Annotated in this window: 23 protein-coding genes; 11 read left to right on the plus strand and 12 right to left on the minus strand. The window is 70.2% G+C overall.

Annotated features, from left to right (window positions below; translation table 11 throughout):
• Positions 1-21: 21 nt before the first annotated feature.
• On the plus strand, positions 22-528 hold the full coding sequence (locus tag C6N31_RS12710; RefSeq protein WP_138358537.1) for an O-acetyl-ADP-ribose deacetylase: 507 nt from the start codon (positions 22-24) through the stop codon (positions 526-528).
• 51 nt (positions 529-579) lie between these two features.
• On the opposite strand, the gene sigJ is transcribed toward C6N31_RS12710, so the two are convergent.
• Positions 580-1,470, minus strand: a complete 891-nt coding sequence (sigJ, locus tag C6N31_RS12715) for an RNA polymerase sigma factor SigJ (protein WP_198357539.1) — start codon at positions 1,468-1,470, stop codon at positions 580-582.
• A gap of 104 nt (positions 1,471-1,574) precedes the next feature.
• Positions 1,575-2,048 carry a MarR family winged helix-turn-helix transcriptional regulator gene (locus C6N31_RS12720; protein ID WP_138358533.1) on the minus strand — a complete coding sequence of 158 codons (474 nt, stop codon included), beginning with the start codon at positions 2,046-2,048 and terminating at the stop codon, positions 1,575-1,577.
• A gap of 84 nt (positions 2,049-2,132) precedes the next feature.
• Between C6N31_RS12720 and C6N31_RS12725 the strand changes: the two genes are divergently transcribed.
• Positions 2,133-3,068 (plus strand): quinone oxidoreductase family protein, encoded by a 936-nt coding sequence (locus C6N31_RS12725; protein WP_138358531.1) that lies wholly within the window; start codon positions 2,133-2,135, stop codon positions 3,066-3,068.
• A gap of 197 nt (positions 3,069-3,265) precedes the next feature.
• Here the strand turns inward: C6N31_RS12725 and C6N31_RS12730 are convergent, their stop codons facing one another.
• On the minus strand, positions 3,266-3,685 hold the full coding sequence (locus C6N31_RS12730; protein ID WP_138358529.1) for an SRPBCC family protein: 420 nt from the start codon (positions 3,683-3,685) through the stop codon (positions 3,266-3,268).
• A gap of 101 nt (positions 3,686-3,786) precedes the next feature.
• Between C6N31_RS12730 and C6N31_RS12735 the strand changes: the two genes are divergently transcribed.
• The 3 genes from C6N31_RS12735 (at position 3,787) to C6N31_RS12745 (ending at position 5,387) form a co-directional block, all read left to right on the plus strand.
• Positions 3,787-4,380, plus strand: a complete 594-nt coding sequence (locus C6N31_RS12735) for a GNAT family N-acetyltransferase (protein WP_198357540.1) — start codon at positions 3,787-3,789, stop codon at positions 4,378-4,380.
• 160 nt (positions 4,381-4,540) lie between these two features.
• Entirely contained in the window at positions 4,541-4,879 is a 339-nt protein-coding gene (locus C6N31_RS12740) for a PCC domain-containing protein (protein WP_138358525.1), read from the plus strand.
• Positions 4,880-5,051: 172 nt separating this feature from the next.
• Entirely contained in the window at positions 5,052-5,387 is a 336-nt protein-coding gene (locus tag C6N31_RS12745) for a histone-like nucleoid-structuring protein Lsr2 (protein ID WP_138358523.1), read from the plus strand.
• A gap of 196 nt (positions 5,388-5,583) precedes the next feature.
• Here C6N31_RS12745 and C6N31_RS12750 read toward each other — a convergent pair whose 3' ends face one another.
• Positions 5,584-6,801, minus strand: coding sequence for a M20 metallopeptidase family protein (locus C6N31_RS12750; RefSeq protein WP_138358521.1), 1,218 nt, complete (start codon positions 6,799-6,801; stop codon positions 5,584-5,586).
• 201 nt (positions 6,802-7,002) lie between these two features.
• Here C6N31_RS12750 and C6N31_RS12755 point away from each other — a divergent pair, with 201 nt between their 5' ends.
• Complete coding sequence (locus tag C6N31_RS12755; protein ID WP_138358519.1) at positions 7,003-7,476, plus strand: VOC family protein; 474 nt, start codon at positions 7,003-7,005, stop codon at positions 7,474-7,476.
• Positions 7,477-7,655: 179 nt separating this feature from the next.
• A complete protein-coding gene (locus tag C6N31_RS12760; RefSeq protein WP_198357541.1) occupies positions 7,656-9,149 on the plus strand; it encodes a metallophosphoesterase family protein in 1,494 nt (497 codons plus the stop codon).
• A gap of 93 nt (positions 9,150-9,242) precedes the next feature.
• Here C6N31_RS12760 and C6N31_RS12765 read toward each other — a convergent pair whose 3' ends face one another.
• Positions 9,243-10,121: a DUF1932 domain-containing protein gene (locus C6N31_RS12765; protein ID WP_307811358.1), complete on the minus strand. Its 879-nt coding sequence runs from the start codon at positions 10,119-10,121 to the stop codon at positions 9,243-9,245.
• 276 nt (positions 10,122-10,397) lie between these two features.
• On the opposite strand from C6N31_RS12765, the gene C6N31_RS12770 reads away from it, so the two are divergent.
• On the plus strand, positions 10,398-11,570 hold the full coding sequence (locus C6N31_RS12770) for a glycoside hydrolase family 64 protein (RefSeq protein WP_438817416.1): 1,173 nt from the start codon (positions 10,398-10,400) through the stop codon (positions 11,568-11,570).
• 114 nt (positions 11,571-11,684) lie between these two features.
• On the opposite strand, the gene C6N31_RS45125 is transcribed toward C6N31_RS12770, so the two are convergent.
• A complete protein-coding gene (locus tag C6N31_RS45125; RefSeq protein WP_269770758.1) occupies positions 11,685-11,816 on the minus strand; it encodes a hypothetical protein in 132 nt (43 codons plus the stop codon).
• Positions 11,817-11,891: 75 nt separating this feature from the next.
• Between C6N31_RS45125 and C6N31_RS43740 the strand changes: the two genes are divergently transcribed.
• Positions 11,892-12,122 (plus strand): DUF6011 domain-containing protein, encoded by a 231-nt coding sequence (locus C6N31_RS43740; RefSeq protein ID WP_232485106.1) that lies wholly within the window; start codon positions 11,892-11,894, stop codon positions 12,120-12,122.
• A gap of 30 nt (positions 12,123-12,152) precedes the next feature.
• Here the strand turns inward: C6N31_RS43740 and C6N31_RS12775 are convergent, their stop codons facing one another.
• The 4 genes from C6N31_RS12775 to C6N31_RS12790 form a co-directional block, all read right to left on the minus strand.
• Positions 12,153-12,635 (minus strand): hypothetical protein, encoded by a 483-nt coding sequence (locus tag C6N31_RS12775; protein WP_198357543.1) that lies wholly within the window; start codon positions 12,633-12,635, stop codon positions 12,153-12,155.
• 142 nt (positions 12,636-12,777) lie between these two features.
• Positions 12,778-13,434 (minus strand): hypothetical protein, encoded by a 657-nt coding sequence (locus C6N31_RS12780; RefSeq protein ID WP_198357544.1) that lies wholly within the window; start codon positions 13,432-13,434, stop codon positions 12,778-12,780.
• A 259-nt stretch (positions 13,435-13,693) separates the two neighbouring features.
• The gene (locus tag C6N31_RS12785) at positions 13,694-15,259 is read right to left on the minus strand and encodes an FG-GAP-like repeat-containing protein (RefSeq protein WP_138358507.1); all 1,566 of its coding nucleotides are present in this window, start codon (positions 15,257-15,259) and stop codon (positions 13,694-13,696) included.
• Entirely contained in the window at positions 15,256-16,617 is a 1,362-nt protein-coding gene (locus tag C6N31_RS12790; RefSeq protein WP_198357590.1) for a glycoside hydrolase family 76 protein, read from the minus strand. The genes C6N31_RS12785 and C6N31_RS12790 overlap by 4 nt, the downstream gene beginning before the upstream one ends.
• A gap of 351 nt (positions 16,618-16,968) precedes the next feature.
• On the opposite strand from C6N31_RS12790, the gene C6N31_RS12795 reads away from it, so the two are divergent.
• Both C6N31_RS12795 and C6N31_RS12800 read left to right on the plus strand, forming a co-directional pair.
• Positions 16,969-17,130 carry a hypothetical protein gene (locus C6N31_RS12795; RefSeq protein ID WP_164293887.1) on the plus strand — a complete coding sequence of 54 codons (162 nt, stop codon included), beginning with the start codon at positions 16,969-16,971 and terminating at the stop codon, positions 17,128-17,130.
• Positions 17,131-17,241: 111 nt separating this feature from the next.
• Complete coding sequence (locus C6N31_RS12800) at positions 17,242-17,679, plus strand: nitroreductase family deazaflavin-dependent oxidoreductase (RefSeq protein ID WP_138358505.1); 438 nt, start codon at positions 17,242-17,244, stop codon at positions 17,677-17,679.
• Between the two features lie 71 nt (positions 17,680-17,750).
• On the opposite strand, the gene C6N31_RS12805 is transcribed toward C6N31_RS12800, so the two are convergent.
• Positions 17,751-18,389 carry an FMN reductase gene (locus C6N31_RS12805; RefSeq protein ID WP_138358503.1) on the minus strand — a complete coding sequence of 213 codons (639 nt, stop codon included), beginning with the start codon at positions 18,387-18,389 and terminating at the stop codon, positions 17,751-17,753.
• 48 nt (positions 18,390-18,437) lie between these two features.
• On the minus strand, positions 18,438-19,544 hold the full coding sequence (locus C6N31_RS12810; protein WP_198357591.1) for an LLM class flavin-dependent oxidoreductase: 1,107 nt from the start codon (positions 19,542-19,544) through the stop codon (positions 18,438-18,440).
• Positions 19,545-19,895 lie beyond the last annotated feature (351 nt).

The raw sequence follows: 19,895 nt of genomic DNA on the forward strand, positions 1-19,895 counted from the left end.
GCGGGTCTGGGAGGATGGCTCATGATCGACATCACCTTCGCCCTCGGCGACATCACCGGACAGCACGCCGACGCGATCGTCAACGCCGCCAACTCCTCGCTGCTGGGCGGCGGGGGAGTGGACGGGGCGATCCACCGCAAGGGCGGGCCCGAGATCCTGGCGGAGTGTCGTGCGTTGCGGGCGTCCCACTACGGGAAGGGGCTGGCGACCGGCCTGGCCGTGGCGACCACCGCGGGACGGCTGCCCGCACGTTGGGTGATCCACACCGTCGGCCCGGTCTGGTCGCCGGACGAGGACCGTTCGGACCTGCTGGCGTCCTGCTACCGGGAGTCGCTGCGGGTGGCCGACGAGCTGGGAGCGCGGACGGTGGCCTTCCCGGCGATCTCCACGGGCGTGTACGGATGGCCGATGGAGGACGGGGCACGGATCGCCCTGGCGACGGTCGGGGCGGCGCAGACGGCGGTGACCGAGGCCCGGTTCGTGCTGTTCGACCAGGACGCCTACGACGTCTTCGCCGCACAGGCCTGATGCCCGCCGCCCCCTTGAGGGCGGCGGGCGGCGGGAGCGGGAGAGCCCGGCTCAGTCGCCGAGGAGTTCCCATTCCAGCTTGGCGAGCCGGTCCGGGTCGGCGAGGAGGTTGATCTCGGTGACCTTGCCGTTGGCGACGTTGAAGCCCATGACCGAGAACAGCTGCCCGTCGGGGACCGTGACGATCCCTGGTGCTCCGTTGATGAGCGCGGTCCTGGCGTACGGGGCGTAGGCCGCGAAGGTGACCGCCTGCTGAGCCACTTCCCGTGCGCCGCGGATGAGCCGGGAGACCTTGCCGGCCTCGGAGGCGGTGCCGATGTCGGCCCGCATCAGGACGTCGGGGTGGAGCACCGCCACCAGCGCGTCGAAGTCACCGCCGCGCGCCGCGGTCATGAAGGCGTCGACGACCTCGCGCTGACGGCTCAGATCCGCGTCGGGAGCCGGCGCCGCTCCCTGGACGCGGCGCCGGGCCCGGCTGGCGAGCTGCCGGGTCGCGGCGGGGGAGCGGTCCACGATCGGGGCGATGTCGTCGAACGGCACGGCGAACATGTCGTGCAGGACGAAGGCGAGCCGTTCGGCGGGCGGCAGCGTCTCCAGGACGACGAGCAGTGCGAGACCGACCGAGTCCGCCAGCAGCACCTCGTGCTCGGGGTCGAGTCCTTCCGCGCTGCTGATGACCGGGTCGGGCACATGGACGTCCAACGGGTCCTCGCGGCGCGTGGTGCGCGACCGCAGCGTGTCGAGCGACACCCGGGCGACGATGGTCGTCAGCCAGCCGCCCAGGTTCTCCACACCGTCGGTGCCGGCGCGGCTGGCCCGCAGCCACGCGTCCTGCACGGCGTCGTCCGCTTCGCTCAGCGAACCGAGCATGCGGTAGGCCACTGCGCGCAGATGGGTGCGGTGGGCCTCGAACCGCTCCGCGAGAAACTCTTCGTCGTTCATCGGTCACATTCTCCCGTCGCCCGGTGTCCTATCCATGACCCGCGAAGCCCCGTCGATGTGACCGGAGAACGGTCCCGGCGCGATCCTGGCACGGTCCTGGCGCGCTATTCGCTGCTCTCGGTGGTGTCGCAGGCGAGCTCCTCCGGCTGGATGATGCGGGTGAGCAGGGCGATGAGCTGCTCACGTTCCGCGGGGGAGAGAGCCGCGGTCAGTTCGGCGTTCGCCTCGTCCCCCAGCGCCTCCGTGCGCCGCAGGCGCCGCCGGCCGCTCACCGAGATGGCGATGGCGTTCTTGCGGCGGTCCTTGGGGTCGGGTGTACGGGTCACCAGACCGCGGCTCTGGAGTTCGTTGACGATCGCGACCATGTCCTTGGGGTCGATGCTGAGACTGCGGCCGAGCTCCGCCTGCGACACCGGCCCCAGCTCGGCGACGGCCGACAGGACCGCGTGATGCATCATCCGCAGGCCCTCGCGGGCGAGGGCCCCGGCGACCAGGTGGTGCCCCCGGGCGGCGGCACGCCCCAGGAGCCAGCTGGGCAGTTCACGGATCCGGGCGGGGGCGTACGGGTCTTCGGCCATGCCGTCAGCGTACCGAACAAATCATTGGGGCGCCCAATGACATTCTGATACCGTTGGGCTCACCAATGACCTGGAGGTGCGTTCATGCGGCGTGTCCGCTTCTACGAGTACGGCGGCCCGGAAGTGCTGCGCGTGGAGGAGGCCGAGGAGCCCACGGCCGGACCCGGTGAACTGCTCGTCCGCACGGAGGCCATCGGCGTGACGCTGCCCTCGGTACGCAAGGTCCGCGGTGAGGGCGGCGGAACGCCACTGCCGGGAATTCTGGGCGGGGAGGTCGCCGGAGAGGTGGTCGCGCTCGGGCCCGGCGTGACGGACTTCGCGGTCGGGGACCGCGTCACGTCCCTCACCTTCACCGGCTCGTACACCGAACTGGCCGTCGCGCCCGCCGTCATGGCGAGCCGGCTGCCGGACGGCGCGAGCGCGGTGCGGGCCGTCGCCCTGGTGCGCGGCGGGCAGGTCGCCCTCGCCGCCCTCGCCACCGCCCGTACCGCGCCGGCCGAGTCGGTCCTGATCACGGGAGCCGCCAGCGGGGTGGGGCACCTGGCGGTCCAACTGGCCCGGATCCAGGGCGTTCAGCGGATCGTCGCGGCCGTGAGCTCGCCCGCCAAGGCGGACTTCCTGCGCGCGCAGGGTGCGGACGAGGTCGTGCTGTACGACAGCGAGAACTGGGGCGAGCCCGTCGATGTCGTCCTGGACGGCGTCGGCGGTGATCTTCTCCCGCGGGCCGTGGCCGCTCTCGCGCCCGGCGGACGGATGGTCTTCTTCGGCTCCGGTGGTGGCACGGTCTCCGCCTTCGATCTCCTCGCGGGCGCCAAGACCATCACCGGTCTCACCATGGCGCGATTCTCGACCACCCAGCGGGAGTTGTACGACCGGCACGGCGAGCTGCTGTGGGAGCTCGCGCTGTCCGGGCGGCTGCGGCCCGCGGTGCACGCCGAGATCCCGCTGGCCGAGGTCGCGCGGGCGCACGAGATCATCGAGGCGCGGGCCAACCGCGGCAAGGTCGTTCTGATTCCTTGAGGCTCCCGGATGCGGGGCCGGCCGTGTCTGCAGCGAACGGCCGTGTGCTGCAGACGCAGGGGACGAGGCCCGGTCCCGCCGCTCCGCTGGAGCGGCGGGACGGACCGGGGCTGCGGGCCGTACCGGTGTCGCCGACCGATCGGGCCATCGGGCCGGACCCCGGCCGGGGTTGCGGAGATCCTCAAGCCGTGGCGCCATCAGCCCCGCGATGCCAGGGCGGCCAGCGACGCCAGCGTGCCGGGCCAGTCGGCGGTGATGCCCGGGCCGATCTGCGGTCCCGCCTCGTCGGAGCCGGCGCCGCTGATCTCCATCCGGTACACCACTCGGATCCGGTCCTGGCCGAGCCGTTCGATCCGGTGCATGGTCCGCAGCAACAGATCGCCGAACCGGGCCTCGTCGACGAACATCTCGTTCTCGACCGCCTCGGCGACGACGAGCAGTACCGGGTCGTCGCCGGGCGGCGTCATCGTGATCCGCGCGCCGGGTGCGAACGGGCCGCTGATCTCGATCTTCTCGATCTCGGCGTTCCAGGCGCCCCAGTTCTCGACGTCCGCCCAGAGCCGCCAGACCGCCTGGGGGGTGGCGCGGGTCTCGATGCTGCTCTCGTATTCCCACATGGTGGCCTCCTCGACTGGTTAATCTATCCATAGATTATCTGCGCGACGACTATCTGTCCAGCGGTTGGTGCCCCGCTTCTGCGGCGATCTACGATGCGCTGATGATCGAAGGAAACCTGGTGAGACTCCGCGCGTTGCACGCGGAGGACCTGGACCATCACGTCCGCTGGCGCAACGACCCGGAGGTGGTGCGCTGGGCCACCGGCGGCGATCCGCGCTTCGGCCCCGTCACCCGGGTCGCCGTGGAGCGCGGCTTCGACACGATGCTGGGCCTCGATCCCGCCGACTCACGGGTCTTCACCGTGGAGGACCTGGTCGGCGGCAGGCCGATCGGCATGGCCGACTACCGTGACCTCGACCCGTTCGCGGGGCGGGCCACGGTCGGCATCACCATCGGTGAACGGGACCGCTGGGGCCGGGGACATGGGACCGAAGCGCTGCGCCTGCTCGTGGGGCATCTCTTCGACACCTGCCGACTGCACTGGGTCGAACTCGACACCTGGAGCGGCAACGAGCGGGCCGTCCGCGCCTTCACCAAGGCCGGGTTCCGTGAGGAGGGCCGGCGAAGGGAAGCGGTGCTGGTGGCGGGGGAGTGGTACGACAACGTGCTGTTCGGGATGTTGCGCGAGGAGTGGCGGGAATCGTCCGGCGGTCCGAGCGGGCGCACGGAAAAGGATGCCGCTCCGATCGCGTGAGCCGCCGATTCTCCGGGAAGCGGCCGGGAAGAGACCCAGAGGAGGCGGGAAGAAGCCCTGAAGCGGTGCGGCCACGTCGATGGAGGAAATCCACCCGCGGCCGCGGGACGCGCCGATAGGCTCCGGGTCCGTAGCCCGCATTGCGCTGGGGAGTGATCGTATGCACGTATTCGAGGTACGCCGCGGCGAGCTGATGGAGTCGATAGCGGACCAGGCGGCGACTGCGGGCATCGCGGACGGGGCCATCGTGTCCCTGATCGGCGCGGTGGACGCTTTTACCGTCTCGACGATGTCCGGGACCGATGCCACGAAGGATCAGCGCACGTACTACACCTGTCCCGCCGAACTCGGCGGAACGGGGGAGATCCGGGACGGCGACGTTCACATTCATGCCGTTCTGGCGATAGCAGGCGATAAGGCCATCGCTGGGCATCTGCTCCATGCTCGGGTGGAAACGCACTTTGTGCGGGCCTACGTACTCCCCGCGCTTCCCGCATAGTTCGGGCGGCCGTCCGTGAACTCCCGGCGGGGCGCTATGCGGAGCCGGAGGGAGCTCCTATAGCGGCCCGGGCGCAGCACCGGATCGCTCTGTCGTGCTACCCGTCCGTACACGTGAGCGGACGGTAAGTGATTTCTATACGACCCCCCGCATTACTGCTAATCTGCGGCCTATGGCTCAGAAAATCGTAACCATTTACACCGACGACCTCACCGGCAAAGAGTCGGCGGAGGCGGCCACTCACACGTTCGCCGTTGATGGCGTTGTCTATGAAATCGACCTCGCCCCTGACAGCTTCGACTCTCTTCTCGAAGCGCTGAACCCCTTCATTGCGGCCGGACACAAGGTGGGCCGGAACAAGGGCGCGAGCGGACCGCGCAAGCTCGCCGGCGCCGGTTCCGAGGACACCGCCAAGATCCGGGCCTGGGCCAAGGAGAACGGCTATGACGTGAACGACCGCGGGCGCGTCCCCGCGGCGGTTCGCGAGGCATACGAAAAGGCGCACTGAAACCCGTACTCGTCTCGTCCTACGACGGCCCCGTCGCTCTTCCGGAGCTCCGGGGCCGTCGTCGTCCGTTGCCATGGCTGCCGTTGCCCGCGCAGCCGGAATTCCGCGTCCGCGACGACGAGTACCCGAAGTCCTTCTGTCGTCGGCGAGTTGCCGGGCCGCGGACGGTCCGCCACCCGATTCCCTCGGCAGGCTCTCAGCCTCTGACGGTCCGGCCCAGCGCCAGTTCGGCGAGGAGCGCCGCCGCGTCGCCCAGGACGCAGTCGTCGAAGGCGGCCTGCGGGGAGTGGTTGTACGCGGCGGTGGACGGGTCGCGGTCGGCCGGGCAGGCGCCGAGCATCAGATAGGCCGACGGGACGAGTTCGGCGACGACGGCGAAGTCCTCGGAGCCGGCGACCGGGCGCGGCATGTCGAGGTAGCGGCCCGCTCCCAGGAGTTGGCGGGCCGTCTCGGCCGCGAAGGCCATCTCCTCGGGGTCGTTGACGGTGACCGGGTAGCCCTCGGTGACGACCGCCTCCACCGTCAGCCCGTGTGCCCGGCCGATTCCCTGGACGACCAGGGGCGCCTCCTCCAGCACGCGGGCCCGCGCCTCGGGCGAGAAGGAGCGGATGGTGGTGCCGAAGACCGCCTCGTCCGGGATGACGTTCTCGGCGGTGCCGGCGTGGAAGCTGCCGACGCTGACCACGACCGGATCGAACGCGTCGAAACGGCGGGTCACCATGGTCTGCAGTGCGGTGACGGCCGCGCAGGCGGCCGGGATCGGATCCAGGGCGAGATGGGGACTGGAGCCGTGCCCGCCGCGTCCGTGCATCGTCACAGTGAGGGTGTCGGCCGCAGCCATGATCGGTCCGGGGCGGGTGGCGACCCAGCCGTTGGGCAGCTGCGAGGCGGCGACATGCAGGGCGTACGCGGCGACGGGCCTGCTCCCCGCTGCCTCCAGCACACCTTCCTCGATCATCAGCCGGGCGCCGCCCAGGCCCTCCTCGCCGGGCTGGAACATGAACACCACCGTCCCGGCCAGCTCGTCGCGCCGCTCGCAGAGCAGCCGTACGGCGCCGACCAGCGCCGCGGTGTGCAGGTCGTGGCCGCAGGCGTGCATCACCCCGGCCACGGCGGAGGCGTACGGCACGTCGTTGGACTCCTGCACCGGCAGCGCGTCCATGTCCCCGCGCAGTAGCACCACAGGTCCCGGCAGCGCGCCACGCAGCACGGCGGTGACGGAAGAGAGCTGCTTGCCGAGGGTGATCTCCAGCGGCAGCCCCTCCAGCGCGGCCAGCACCCTGGCCTGCGTCAACGGCAGGTCCAGTCCGATCTCCGGCTCCCGGTGCAGCGCCCGGCGCAGTGCCACCAGCTCGGCCTGGAGCGCGGCGGCGGACCGGCGAAGGCCGGCATGACGGTGTGCTGCATCAGTCATGGCATCTCCTGACGAGGTCGTTCTCCCATCCTCGCCGCTATCGGGCGTCTTGGCAGGGAACGTCGAGGACCGGCCCGTCGGGGCGGGCCCTGCCCCGCCACCCGGGCTCCCACATTTTCTTCCTGAGTAGCGATGACTTTCGACCGGTGCGACGGTCAATACAGGAGCAGGGCAGAACACCGACGAAGCGAGGAGAGTCCCATGCCGCGGATCACCCCCAACCTCTGGTTCGACACCGAGGGCAAGGAGGCCGCCGAGTTCTATGTCTCCGTGTTCCCGAATTCGGAGATCACGAGCATCACGCACTACAACGACGCCGGTCCGCGGCCGGCGGGAACGGTGCTGACGGTCGCCTTCGTGCTCGACGGCCAGGAGTACATCGCGATCAACGGCGGTCCGGAGTTCACCTTCACCGAGGCGGTCTCGCTGATGATCAACTGCGCCGACCAGAAGGAGATCGACCACTACTGGAGCAAGCTCTCCGAAGGCGGCGAGGAGGGCCCGTGCGGCTGGCTGAAGGACCAGTACGGGCTGTCCTGGCAGGTCGTCCCCGCCGGAATGGACGAGCTGCTGAACGACGCGGACCCCGGCCGCGCCCAGCGGGCGATGTCGGCCGTCCTCGGGATGAAGAAGCTCGATGTGGCCGCCATCTACGCCGCCGCGGACGAGGCGTAGCCGCGAACGGTGACAACTGCGGGAGCCGCGGCGCGGGCCCGGACGGACGTTGTCCGGACGCGGCCCGCGCCGCCGCTCCGACCGCCTGCGGCTCCCCGCCACTCCCTGCGGTTCCTCGCGACGAACCGGGAACGGGCTCCAAATCGGTTCGCCGGACGGGGGGTTGCTAGGGTGCGCCGGTGTCAGTTTCTTCGCGCGATTCAGCGGCCGGTGCCGGATGGCACGGCCAGGAGCCCGGCCAGTTCGAGAGCCTGATGCCGGAGCGGGTCAAAAAGCTCTCCTGGCTGAACCCGGCGACCCTGTGGAGCGCCCGCAACGGACCGCTCGCCTCCCTCTTCGGTGACCCGACCAACGAGGAACGACAACGCTGGGTGGCCGGGCAGCTAGACCGCGGGGTCCCGGCGGACTTCGTCATCGAGCGGGACGACCCGGAAACGTACTCCTTCATGCTCATCGCGGACACCGGCGAGGGCGACGCGCCCCAGTACGCCGTGGTTCCCGGACTGCTGGAGGCGGGCGAGGGCTCCCGGTTCGCGGTGCTGTCGAGTGACGTGATCTACCCCGTCGGCAGCGCCGACGACTACGGGCCCAAGTTCTTCCGGCCCTACCGGGACTACAACGCGCCGATCTACGCGATACCCGGCAACCACGACTGGTACGACGGTCTGACGGGATTCATGCGGGTCTTCTGCGAGGCACTGGCGCTGCCCGCGGCCGCCCGCCCGAAGGTCCTGTCGGCCGGCTGGTGGCGGACGCTGCTGTGGAAGAGCCCGGCGGCCGCCGACGAGCAGCGGCTGGCGGAGGCGCGCTCGCTGCGGTCGGCCCCCGCGCAACAGTCCGAGCAGCCCGGACCGTACTGGGCCATCGATTCGGGGCCGCTGCGCATCATCGGCATCGACACCGGGCTGCTGGGCGGGATCGACAAGGAGCAGGGGGAGTGGCTGCGCCGCGTCTCCCAGGGCCCCAGGCCCAAGATCCTCGTGACCGGTTCACCGATATACGTGGACGACAAGTACCATCCGTGCGCCATCGAGGGCGGCGGCACCGTCGATGAGATAGTCCGCGACGCGGACTGCCACTATGTGGCGGCCATCGGCGGTGACATCCACAACTACCAGCACTATCCGGTGGATGTGGACGGCCGCACCATCGAGTACGTCGTCTCCGGAGGCGGCGGAGCGTTCATGCACGCCACCCACATCATTCCGCGGGTGACGGTGGCCGGAGTCACCGAGCAGGATTTCCACTGCTATCCGCTGCGCGGGGACTCACTGGCCTTCTACGGCGGGCTCTACGGTCGGCGGTTGCGGATGAAACGATTCTTCGCACTCACCTCCGAGCAGGCGTCGGCGGTCATCGCCAAAAGGCTCGGCATTCCCCCGACGCGCACGACGACGGCTGCGGTGACCCTGCGGACCCGGCTGGTCGCCTCCCTTCTCGGGGTGCCCTCCCGTCCGCACGGCAGGTCCTGGTTCCGGCTCCCGGTCCGCAAGATCTACACACAGGTGCTCTCACCGGGTTCGGTGACGTACACCCCGCCGTTCTTCAAGAGCTTCCTGCGCCTGGACGTCACCCCGCAGGACCTGCGGATCCGGTGCTTCGCGGCGACCGGCTACCGCGAGCAGGAAGTCGCCCCGCCGGTCGAGGACGACTTCACGATCCCACTCGGCTGAGCGGGGCCACCGGCGGGCAGTTGGCGGGGCGGACGGTGGCGCGGTGTTTCCGCCGGTTGCCGCCACCTCCGCTCCACGGCGCTGCGACGACGGTCAGGCGCGGCGAAGCCGCCGCAGGGCCTCCTCGGCGCTGAGGGAGTCGTCGTCCTTGCTGTCGTTCCAGCGGGCGAGGGTGCTGGCGGCTGCCCGCAGCAGGTCGTCCGGCAGGCCGGCGGCGGCCGCCAGGTCGGCAGCCTCCTCCAGTTCGGGTCCCCAACGCCAGGCCCGGGCGGCCGTACCCGCGATGCGACCCGGTTCGGCGAGTGGGGAGCCGGTGAGGCGCGACGTGAGGGCGATGAGCTCCTGCCCGACGCCGTGCTCCTGTGCCATCCCGAGCGACAACGCGGCCATCACCTCGGACGTCTTCCGAAGGCCCGCATAGGCGAGTTTGAGTGCGGAGGCCTGGCCGACCTCGGCTCCGAGCACCTTCGTCGTCACGTCCGTTCCGGCGAAGAGCTTCTCCACGACGGCCGCCGCGGGCGCGAGCCCTGAGAGGTAGAGCGTCGGCGCCTCACGGCCGGACGGGGGAGTCCCGGTCACCGCGCCGTCGAGGACCAGCGCCTCCGGCAGCAGGCCCACGATCCGCTCCATGCGCTCCGGCGAGATGGCGTTGGCCTCCACGTACAGGCCCTCGAACCCGTGCGTGCCGGCCTCCCGCGCCACGTCCTCGGCCGCGGCCGGCGGGCACAGGCTGATGACGATGTCCGCCCGTTCCAGCAACTCGGCCGCCGTCGGGACGGGTTCCAGCCCGAACCGGGTGGCGCGGGCCACCGTCCGCTCACTGCGCCCGGCTCGGCACCACAGCACGGTCGCCGCGTGGGTCGCGGCCTGGGCGGCGACGGCCGCACCCATGCTGCCCGGGTGGAGGATCCCGACGATCGGCTTGGCCACGGGTGAGGCTCCTTCATAGGTGTTCGGCAGGGTGTCGATCACGTCGACGACCGTGTCGACGGTACGGGCCCGGGCGGGCTGTTCGTCAAACCGGGATCTTCCTCATGGGGCTTGTCGGAGTTGGAGCAGTTTCTGTCCGGACCATTGACAGGGCACTGCTGCGCTCGCATTCTGAGAGCGCTCTCAGCCCGGGTGGTCCGGACCACCCGGCCAGGAGCCGGCCCCCGGGCGGCCGTACCGGCCCCGACCCCCCACCTCCCCCCACGTGGTGTGCAAGAGCAAGGAGCAAGCGTGTTCGCCAAAAAATGGAAGCTGTTGGTGTCGCTGATATCGGCGGCGGTCATCGGCACAGGTCTCGCCACCATCGGGCCCATCGCGCCCGCCGGAGCCGCGATACCCGCGACGATTCCGCTCACCTTTACGAACAACTCCGGCCGCGGCGAGCAGATCTACATCTACAACCTCGGGACGCAGCTCTCGACGGGCCGGCAGGGCTGGGCCGACGCGAACGGTACGTTCCACGCCTGGCCCGGCGGTGCCAATCCCCCCGCCCCGGCGCCGGACGCCGCGATCACGGGACCTGCCAACGGCAAGTCCATGACGCTCCGGATGCCGAAGTTCTCCGGACGGGTCTACTTCTCCTACGGCCAGAAGCTCGTCTTCAAACTGGCCCTCGGCGGGCTGGTGCAGCCCGCGGTGCAGAATCCCAGCGACCCGAACCACAACATTCTCTTCAACTGGTCCGAATACACGCTCAACGACTCCGGGCTGTGGATCAACAGCACCCAGGTCGACATGTTCTCGGCGCCCTACGCCGTAGGCGTCAAGCTTCCCAACGGTTCGACCAAGTCCACCGGCCACCTCAAGCCGGGCGGATACAACGGCTTCTACAGCGCGTTGCGCGGTCAGCCGGGCGGCTGGGCCCATCTGATCCAGACCCGCGCCGACGGCACCGTGCTGCGCGCGCTCGCGCCCGGCCACGGCATCGAATCCGGCGCGCTGCCGGCCACCGTGATGAACGACTACATCAACCGGGTGTGGAGCAAGTACGCGAGCTCCACGCTGACCGTGACGCCGTTCGCCGACCAGCCGAACACCAAGTACTTCGGCAAGGTCTCCGGCAACGTCATGAACTTCACCAACAGCTCCGGCGCGGTGGTCACCACCTTCCAGAAGCCCGACGCCGACAGCATCTTCGGCTGCTACAAGCTGCTGGACGCGCCGAACGACCTGGTGCGCGGCCCGATCTCCCGCACCCTGTGCGCGGCGTACAACCGCTCGACGCTGCTCGTCAACGCGAACCAGCCCGACACGAGCTCAGCGAGCTTCTACCAGGACGCGGTGACCAACCACTTCGCCCGGAAGATCCACGCGCAGATGGCCGACGGCAAGGCGTACGCCTTCGCCTTCGACGACGTCGGCAACCACGAGTCGCTGGTGAACGACTCGAACCCGCAGCAGGCGTACATCACTCTGGACCCGTTCAACTAGGCGCGGTCCTGAGTCCTGTCGTCGCAGTAACGCCGCCCGCCCGGAAGCCCCCGGGCGGGCGGCGGCGCGTGGCCGCCGTGGCTGTCGCGGCTGTCGTCGGGTCGTCCGCCGGCGTCAGGCGGCCGGTGAGTGCGTTCGCTGCCGGTGGACGTACACATAGACGAGGTCGAAGTAGAGCTCGACCCAGGAGACCCCTTTCGCCGGAAGGCCGGTGTCGGCGCCTACGGTCCCGCTGTCACTGGACATGGACCCGATAGTAGTGATCAGCGATCACCCCACCGGACCGCCCGGGCGGCACCGCGAGCTGATAGACCTGGGGCCATGCTTCACGAACCGGACTCCGACCCCGCGACCTTGCCCGGCTTCGCCACCTCCGACGAGCCGGTCGGCGGGCGTCCGCGGGTGCTGTGTCGGCTCTGTGGGCGGCCGTTGAACGATCCGGAATCGCGGTTGTGGGGGCTGGGGGAGGGGTGTCGGAACAAGCTTGATACCCGTAGTGCGCCCCGGCCGGGGGTCAATGATGTCGAGCAGGAGCAGCTGCCCGGGACCTGACGCCGGGCCGGGGGCGGGGAGGCAGCCGGGTCAGGCGGAGGGCGGGTCTGTCAGGTCGGAGATGCGGGAGCCGTCGAGAGGGGCCTGGTACCAGACCTCGGTGGGGGAGCCGGAGCCCCAGTACTCGGTCACGACCACCGTCGCGTGGCCCGCGCCGCTGCCCTCGTACCGCACGGACCTGTCGGCCGGAACGTTCTGTGCTCGGAAGACCGGGTCGGCCACGTTCGTCTCGGCCCAGGCATCGAGCTTGTGGTTCAGCGCGGGGGTGAGGAACTCGTTGCGGACCTCGCGCGGGTTCATGGCCGGGTTGGTGCCTTCGACGGCGGCACGGTACTGGTCGTAGAAGGCCGTGACCCGCTTGACGGCGTTCGACTCCTGACGAACGGCCGCCACGGAGGCGGGCGCCGCCCCGTCGGCGGCCTGCGCCGGAAGGACCAGCAGGCCACAACTCGCCACCAGAGCCGCGGTACAGGCGCCGATCGCGGCACCTCGCGGCTTCGAGCGGTAGGTCATACGTGTCTCCTCGACGACAGGGCCTGGCGGCCGCGAACCGATCCGTTACGGACGGTGACCAGCTAACCACTCACGGACGACACCGCCCAGAGCGCCTGGGGGAAGGTGTCGTCCGCGAGCTGTGCCGTCGGAGGGTGCTGTGTCAGTGCCGACCCGTGTCGGCACGGCGGCGCAGGACGAACAGACCGCCGGCACCGACGAGGAGGAACGCGCTGGCGAGCGCCGCGATCGTCGTGCTGTCGCCGCCACCACCGGTCGTCGCGAGGACCGTTGCGCTGGAGGAGTCCGAAGGGGACGGCGTGGCGGGACGCGTGGTGGACGGCGTCGCGGAGACGGGTGTGGCCTTCGTCGGGGTCGACGACGGCTTCGCCGGCGTGGTCGTCGGCTTCGTGGGGACCGTGCAGGCGGTGTCGGGGGACGTGGGGAGAACGTCCAGGTTCTGCGCGACGAGGTTTCCGGCCGTCACCTGGACGTACCACTGATATCCGGGCGCCCACTCCACGAGGATCTTCCTGGTGACCCCGGCCGCGGTCGGGTGCGCGATGTGCACGGTGCCGAACACCGGTCCCGCCATGCCGGACGCCATGCGGAGCACCACGGAGATGTCGGCCGGAGTATCCGAAGGGTCTTTGTCCGTGACCGTGATCGCAGCCATCGGCGTACCGGTGCTCGTGTCGCACGCCGCTACGGCGTTCGCACTGAAGTCACCGATGCTGCAGGCGACGGCGGGACCGGTGGCGAGCAGAAGCGCGCCCGCCCCGGCTGCGGTGGCGGCGACCAGCCCGCGCTTGGATATCACAGATTCCTCCACACAGTTCATGACGGCGGGCGCGCCAAAGGCAACGGTGTCCGCACGGTGCCCCGCGCCATCGCGTGAACGTCGAGACCGTCAGAAACCGGTCTCGGGCACGCGGGCTTTGGGGTCGTCACTCATCGTCAACGCCTGCGCGGCTCCTGTCAACTTGGTGATCGCAAAGGTGAATGCAAAGGAACCGCAAAGGCAAAAACCAAGGCAAACAACGATGCAAGCACCGAGTCGGAAGGCCGTTTTGGGCAGGTCAGCCGATGGGGATTCCCGCGAAGACACGCCCGCGGTCGGTCCACCCGCCGTGACCGTCGCCGCCGTTCCAGCTGTACACACCTGCGGCGTTGGTGCCCGCCTCGGTGAGGACGTAGTCCGCGTTTCCGTCACCGGTGAAGTCGGCGAAGGAGACCAGTGCGGCGTTGCTGGTCACGCCCGACGCGATCCCGCCGAGCGACAACCAGCTGCCGTGGCCGTCACCGCCCCGGTTGAGGTACGTCTGGACGGCACCGCTCGCGGCGATCGCGCTGTAGTCGGCGCGGCCGTCCGCGTCGAAGTCCGCGAACCGGACTTTGGTGGCGTCGGTGGTGACGCCGGTCGCGATCTGGCCGAGTGAGGACCAGCCGCCGTGGCCGTCGCCTCCGCGGTTGAGGTAGACGGTGACCGAGCCGTTGGTGTTGATGAGGACGTAGTCCGTTCTGCCGTCTCCGTCGAAGTCCGCGAACCGGACCCTGGAGGCGTCGGTGGTGACGCCGGTGGCGATCTGGCCGAGTGAGGACCAGCCGCCGTGGCCGTCGCCTCCGCGGTTGAGGTAGACGGTGACCGAGCCGTTGGCGTTGATGAGGACGTAGTCGGCGCGGCCGTCTCCGTCGAAGTCCGCGAACCGGACCCTGGCGGGATCGGTGGTGAGACCGGCGGCGACCCGGCCCAGGTCGGACCAGCCGCCGTGCCCGTCGCCACCGCGGTTGAGGTGCACGGAGACCGCGCCGCTGCTCGCGACGGCCAGGTAGTCCGCCTTGCGGTCACCGTCGAAGTCGGCCCAGCGGACCTTGCCCGTACCGCCCGCCTCGGTCCCCGCGCCCAACGGAGCTCCGCCCACCGCCCAGCCATCGGTGAAGGCCCGGTCCAGCGCCCCGTAGAACGGCTGGGCCATGCGCCGGTAACCGGCGTCGTTGGGGTGCAGACGGTCGACCCGCTCCGCGGCGGTCAGCGCGGGCGGCTCGACGTAGCGGAACTCCTTGCCGGCCTGCTGCTCCGCGCCCGCCAGGGCCCGCAGCCGCGCGTTGTACACGCCGGTCTGCGTCTCCAGGCCGGGAGTGGTCGGGATCAGACCCATGGTGAGGACGGTGATGCCGGGCCGGTCGGCGAAGATGCGGTCGACCAGTGCGGTGAGCCGGTCCGGGGCATGGGCGATGTCGATGCCGCGGTCCAGGTCGTTGATGCCGATGTGGAGCAGCACGACATCCGGCCGCGTCCCCGCCAGCCAGCCGTCGACACCGCTGCGGATCTGGTCGATGGTGTAGCCGCTGTGCCCTTCGTTGGAGAAGTCCGGCAGGGTTCCTGAGGCCTGGGAGCCCACGAGCCGCACGGAGTAGCGGGACTGGCCGGCCACCAGGTTCCACAGCGGCAGCCGGTACGACGAGCTCGTGGCGCTGCCGACGCCCCAGGTGATCGAGTCGCCCAGCGGCATCACCCGGAGGACGGGCGGCGGGGCGGGCTGCGCGGCGTGCGCTGCGGAAGGCAGCAGCGCCAGCGCCACGGCTGCGCCGAGGGTGACGGTGAGGGCGCCGCCGATCCGCCGCGTCCTGGTGCGCGGGCTCATGACGCCGCGTTCATCAGGTCGAGCGCGCTCTGCTGCCGGGCCGCGTCCGCCGCGTCCGGTGGGCCCGACCAGCGCAGGCCGTACTGGTCCAGCGGGTTGCGGTCGGCCGCGTACGCGCGATCCGCCTGCCGGTGCAGGTAGGCGGTGAACGGATGGTCGGGCAGGGCCGCGTCGAGCCGGGCCAGGCCGCGCACGTGAGCGCCCTTGAAGGACGGGCCGTCGGCGCCGCACCCGCCCGTCTCGCAGGGGTCCCGGAGAATGCCGTCGGCGGTGTTGAGGACCGTGGACGTCGTCGCCGCGACCGCGATCCGGCGGGCCGCGGCCAGGACCGCCGCGTCGTTCGTCGCGCGGTGCAGTTCGGTGAGGCCGGCCAGGAGCGTCCCCTGGTTGTAGGACCAGACGGTGCTGCCGTTGTTCCTGCACGTGGACATGCTGATCCCGTCGTTGACGAGGTGCGAGGAGTTGACCAGGCCGGTCCGCTGGAACCAGGACCAGCCGGCCTGGGCCCGCTGCAGATAGCCGGTGTCGCCCGGAATCCGGTTGTGCAGCGCGGAGTTGAGCTGGATGTACAGGGAGTTGGGAATGGCGTTCTTGGTGGTCCGCGAGGTGTTCCACCAGACCCCGCCGCCGCAGGTGGTGTCCCAGTACGCGGCCATGTGGTCGGCGTCCGCGCGGGCGGTGCTCAGGTACCGGCTGTCGCCGGTGAGGTCGTAGGCCGCCACCCACGCCAGCCCCCACCAGCCGGAGTCGTCGAGATAACCGTTGCGGAACTGGCCGCCCTGGGCGTTGATGTTCAGGTCGTAGGTGCGCGCGACGGCGTACGTGTAGCTCGCCATGCCCGTTACACGGATGTTGTCGATGACCGCGGTCAGGGCGTTCGCCGAGTTCCACCAGCCCGTCGTGTCGAACAGTCCGGTGCCGTAGTCGTAGAACTGCATCTGCGCGGTGGCCGCCGCGGTCCGCCGTTCGCCCGCGTTCCAGGTGGAGCGCGCCCAGGCGGTGCAGGCGAAGTCCGCCCGGTCGCCGGCCTTGCCGCAGGCGCGCAGGGCGCCGACGCCGTGGGCGTTCCAGTCGTCCAAATTGTACATCGGCGTCCGCCGGCCGCGCAGGCCCGCGGGCACGGTGCCGTCCCCGAGCCGGCTGCCCGAGCTCCAGGTACGGCCGCCGTCGAAGGACCGGTCGAGCCAGACCTCATCGCCGGCGTTGCCGTTGTCGATCGACGCCCAGCCCATCGCGTCCTGGTCGTCGAAGTGCAGGGCGATGACACGGGAGAAGACGCCCGCGGTCACGGGCGCGCGGTCCTGCGGGGAGAGGGCGGGATCGCGGCCGTCGCAGTACCTGTTGCAGACGGGCGCCATGACGGCCTGGACCGGAGGGAGGGAGGATGCCTCCGGCGAAGCCGACACAGCAGGCACTGACAACGTTGTCGACAGTGCTCCGGCGAGCACGATGACGAAGAACCGGACTGCCTTCACAGGACCTCCGGAGACTTGACGGCCGGGGGAGCGACGGGCACGAAGTCGGAGAGCGCTCACAGAAGTTAATGCGGCCGAAAGGGTCCGTCAATGTGCCCGGACATGATGATCTTTCGACGGGCGGGGACCGGCCACGGCGGCGTGGTGTGATCTCGGCTGATTCGTACGCGTGTACCTTTCGGGTAGCGCTGCCCGTTCGCCTCAGCGGACGGGACCGATTGTCAGAAGGTGCCCATGTCTTCGTTGTTCTCCGAAACGCTCCGCCCGGAAACCAGCCCGAACCAGCAGTCCCCGGGACCGTCGACGGATCCGTTCCTCTCGCCGGCCCTTCTCCCGTTCACCGCGGCGGAGTCGGACGGTGAGTTCGACCAGGAACCGGAGAACGCCCCGCGATAGCCCCGGCCAGGGCATCCCCGACCGGGGATGTGCTTGTATCCAGGAACGTGATGGGGTCTGTCCCGCAGTGCTGCGGGGCCCGTTGGACCTCTGCTGAGAGCAGGAGCGGTGATGGCGAAGAGCTATCGGGTCGGTGCCGGTGCACGGGTGGTGAACCGGGTGTTCGCGGTGATGACCCGCTTCGGTATCGGCAAGGGGTACCGGCACATACTGACCGTTCGGGGCCGGAAGTCGGGGCAGCCGCGTTCGACGCCCGTCGATGTGATGGAGTCCGACGGCCGGCGCTGGCTGGTCGCCGCGTACGGAGTCACCAACTGGGTGCACAACACCCGGGCCGCGGGGCAGGTCACCATCAGCCGGGGCGGCCGCTCAGAGGACCTGCGCAGCGTCGAGCTCGGGCCGGCGGAGAGCGTCCCGGTGCTGCGCCAGTACCTGCGCGAAGTCCCGGTCACCCGTGCGTACTTCGATGTGACTCAGGATTCGACGGACGAGGAGTTCGCCGCCGAGTCCGTGCTTCATCCGGTGTTCCAGCTGCTGCCGTCCGCCTGAGGAATGCCACCGCCGGCCGCCCCGTTGAGCAGGGCGGCCGGCGGTGGGTTCATCGAGGTGCGTGGATGCTGTCAGCGGCCTGCGGGCCGGAGTGCCGTCAGCTGCTGTGCGAACGGCACCACTTGTTCGGCCGCGGCCGGGGCGGCGGCGGGCCTGCCGGCCAGCTGGTCGGCCGGCTCTCCCGCCGCGCGGGCGATGCGGGCGGCGAGACCGTCCGTCGTCGCGTCCCCGCCTGAGCCCCAGTCCTCCGATGCGGCGTAGACCGCGGTCGGCATGACGAGCGCCCGCAGATAGGCGAAGAGCGGTCGCATCGCGTGCTCCAGTGCGAGCGAGTGCCGGGCGGTACCGCCGGTGGCCGCGATGAGTACGGGTTTTCCGGCCAGCACCCCGTTGTCGAGCACGTCGAAGAACGACTTGAAAAGGCCGCTGTAGGAGGCGCTGAAGATCGGGGTCACGGCGATCAGGCCATCGGCCTGTTCCGTCGCCTCGATGGCGTCCCGCAGTGCCGCACCGGGGAAACCGGTCACCAGGTGGTTGGCGATGTCGGCGGCGAGTTCGCGCAGTTCGATGACGCGGACCGTGACCGTACGGTCCTCGTCCCGGTCGCTCAGCGCGCGCCGGGTCGCCTCACCGAGCCGGTCGGCCAGCAGCCGGGTCGAGGACGGCTGGCTCAGGCCGGCCGAGACGACGACGAGATGCACGGTGTTCATGGGCTCCTTCTCTCCGGAGGGTCGACAGGGGTCGACGGATACGACGGCTCAGGCGGCGTCGGCCGGGCCGGCCGGGTCGGCGGCCCGGTCGCGGGCGACCAGAGCGGCGTGGGTCGGGCCGTCGGGCACCCCGGCCGGCCGGGCCAAGGCGAACTCCTTGCGCAGGACCGGCACGACCTCCTCGCCGAGCAGGTCGAGCTGTTCCAGGACGGTCTTCAGCGGCAGGCCCGCGTGGTCCATCAGGAACAGCTGGCGCTGGTAGTCGCCGAAGGTGTCACGGAAGGTCAGGGTCTTGTCGATGACCTCCTGCGGACTGCCCACGGTCAGCGGTGTCTGGTCGGTGAACTCCTCCAGCGACGGGCCGTGGCCGTAGACGGGCGCGTTGTCGAAGTACGGGCGGAACTCCCGCACCGCGTCCTGCGAGTTCCTGCGCATGAACACCTGCCCGCCGAGACCGACGACGGCCTGCTCGGGGGTGCCGTGGCCGTAGTGGGCGAACCGCTCCCGGTAGAGCTCGATGAGCCGCACGTAGTGCTCCTTCGGCCAGAAGATGTTGTTCGCGAAGAACCCGTCGCCGTAGTAGGCGGCCTGTTCGGCGATCTCCGGACTGCGGATCGAGCCGTGCCAGACGAACGGCGGAACGCCGTCGAGCGGCCGGGGCGTGGAGGTGAAGGACTGCAGCGGCGTACGGAACGTGCCCTGCCAGTCGACCACCTCGTTGCGCCACAGCTCGTGCAGCAGCGCGTAGTTCTCGACCGCGAGCGGGATGCCCTGGCGGATGTCCTTGCCGAACCACGGGTAGACCGGTCCGGTGTTGCCGCGGCCGAGCATCAGGTCGACGCGGCCGTCGGCGAGGTGCTGCAGCATCGCGAAGTCCTCGGCGATCTTCACGGGGTCGTTGGTGGTGATCAGCGTCGTCGAGGTGGAGAGGATGATCCGCTCGGTGCGCGCCGCGATGTAGCCGAGCATGGTCGTCGGGGACGACGGCACGAAGGGCGGGTTGTGGTGCTCGCCGGTCGCGAAGACGTCGAGACCGACCTCCTCGGCCTTGAGCGCGATGGCGACCATCGCCTTGATCCGCTCGTTCTCCGTGGGCGTCGCCCCCGTGGTGGGATCGGCGGTGACGTCGCCGACGCTGAAGATCCCGAACTGCACTGTGCTCACCACATCCATGTAGTTGCTGATTCAACTATCACCGGGAACGACGGGGCCCGCGTCTCTATTCCCGGCCCTTTCCGCAGGTCGGGCCAGGGAACCCGCTCCCCGCACGGGCGGCTACCGAGTGTGATGGTCGACTCGTTCCCGGCGGAGCCGTCACGGGCCGGGTGATCGCTTCCGAGGCCTTGCGCCCGTTGGCCCGAAGGGGTGCGGGCCGCGGCCGGAGGCCCGCTGAGCGGCCGCACGCGGCAGGGTGACGCATCACGCGAAGATGGCGCAAACTGCCTTCCCCAAGGGCGATTTGGCCAATTGGCGCCTTTGCCTCCGGCTGCGTCCGGTGACTAGGGT

The organism is Streptomyces fildesensis (assembly GCF_016107395.1).
GTDB classification, from domain to species: domain Bacteria; phylum Actinomycetota; class Actinomycetes; order Streptomycetales; family Streptomycetaceae; genus Actinacidiphila; species Actinacidiphila fildesensis.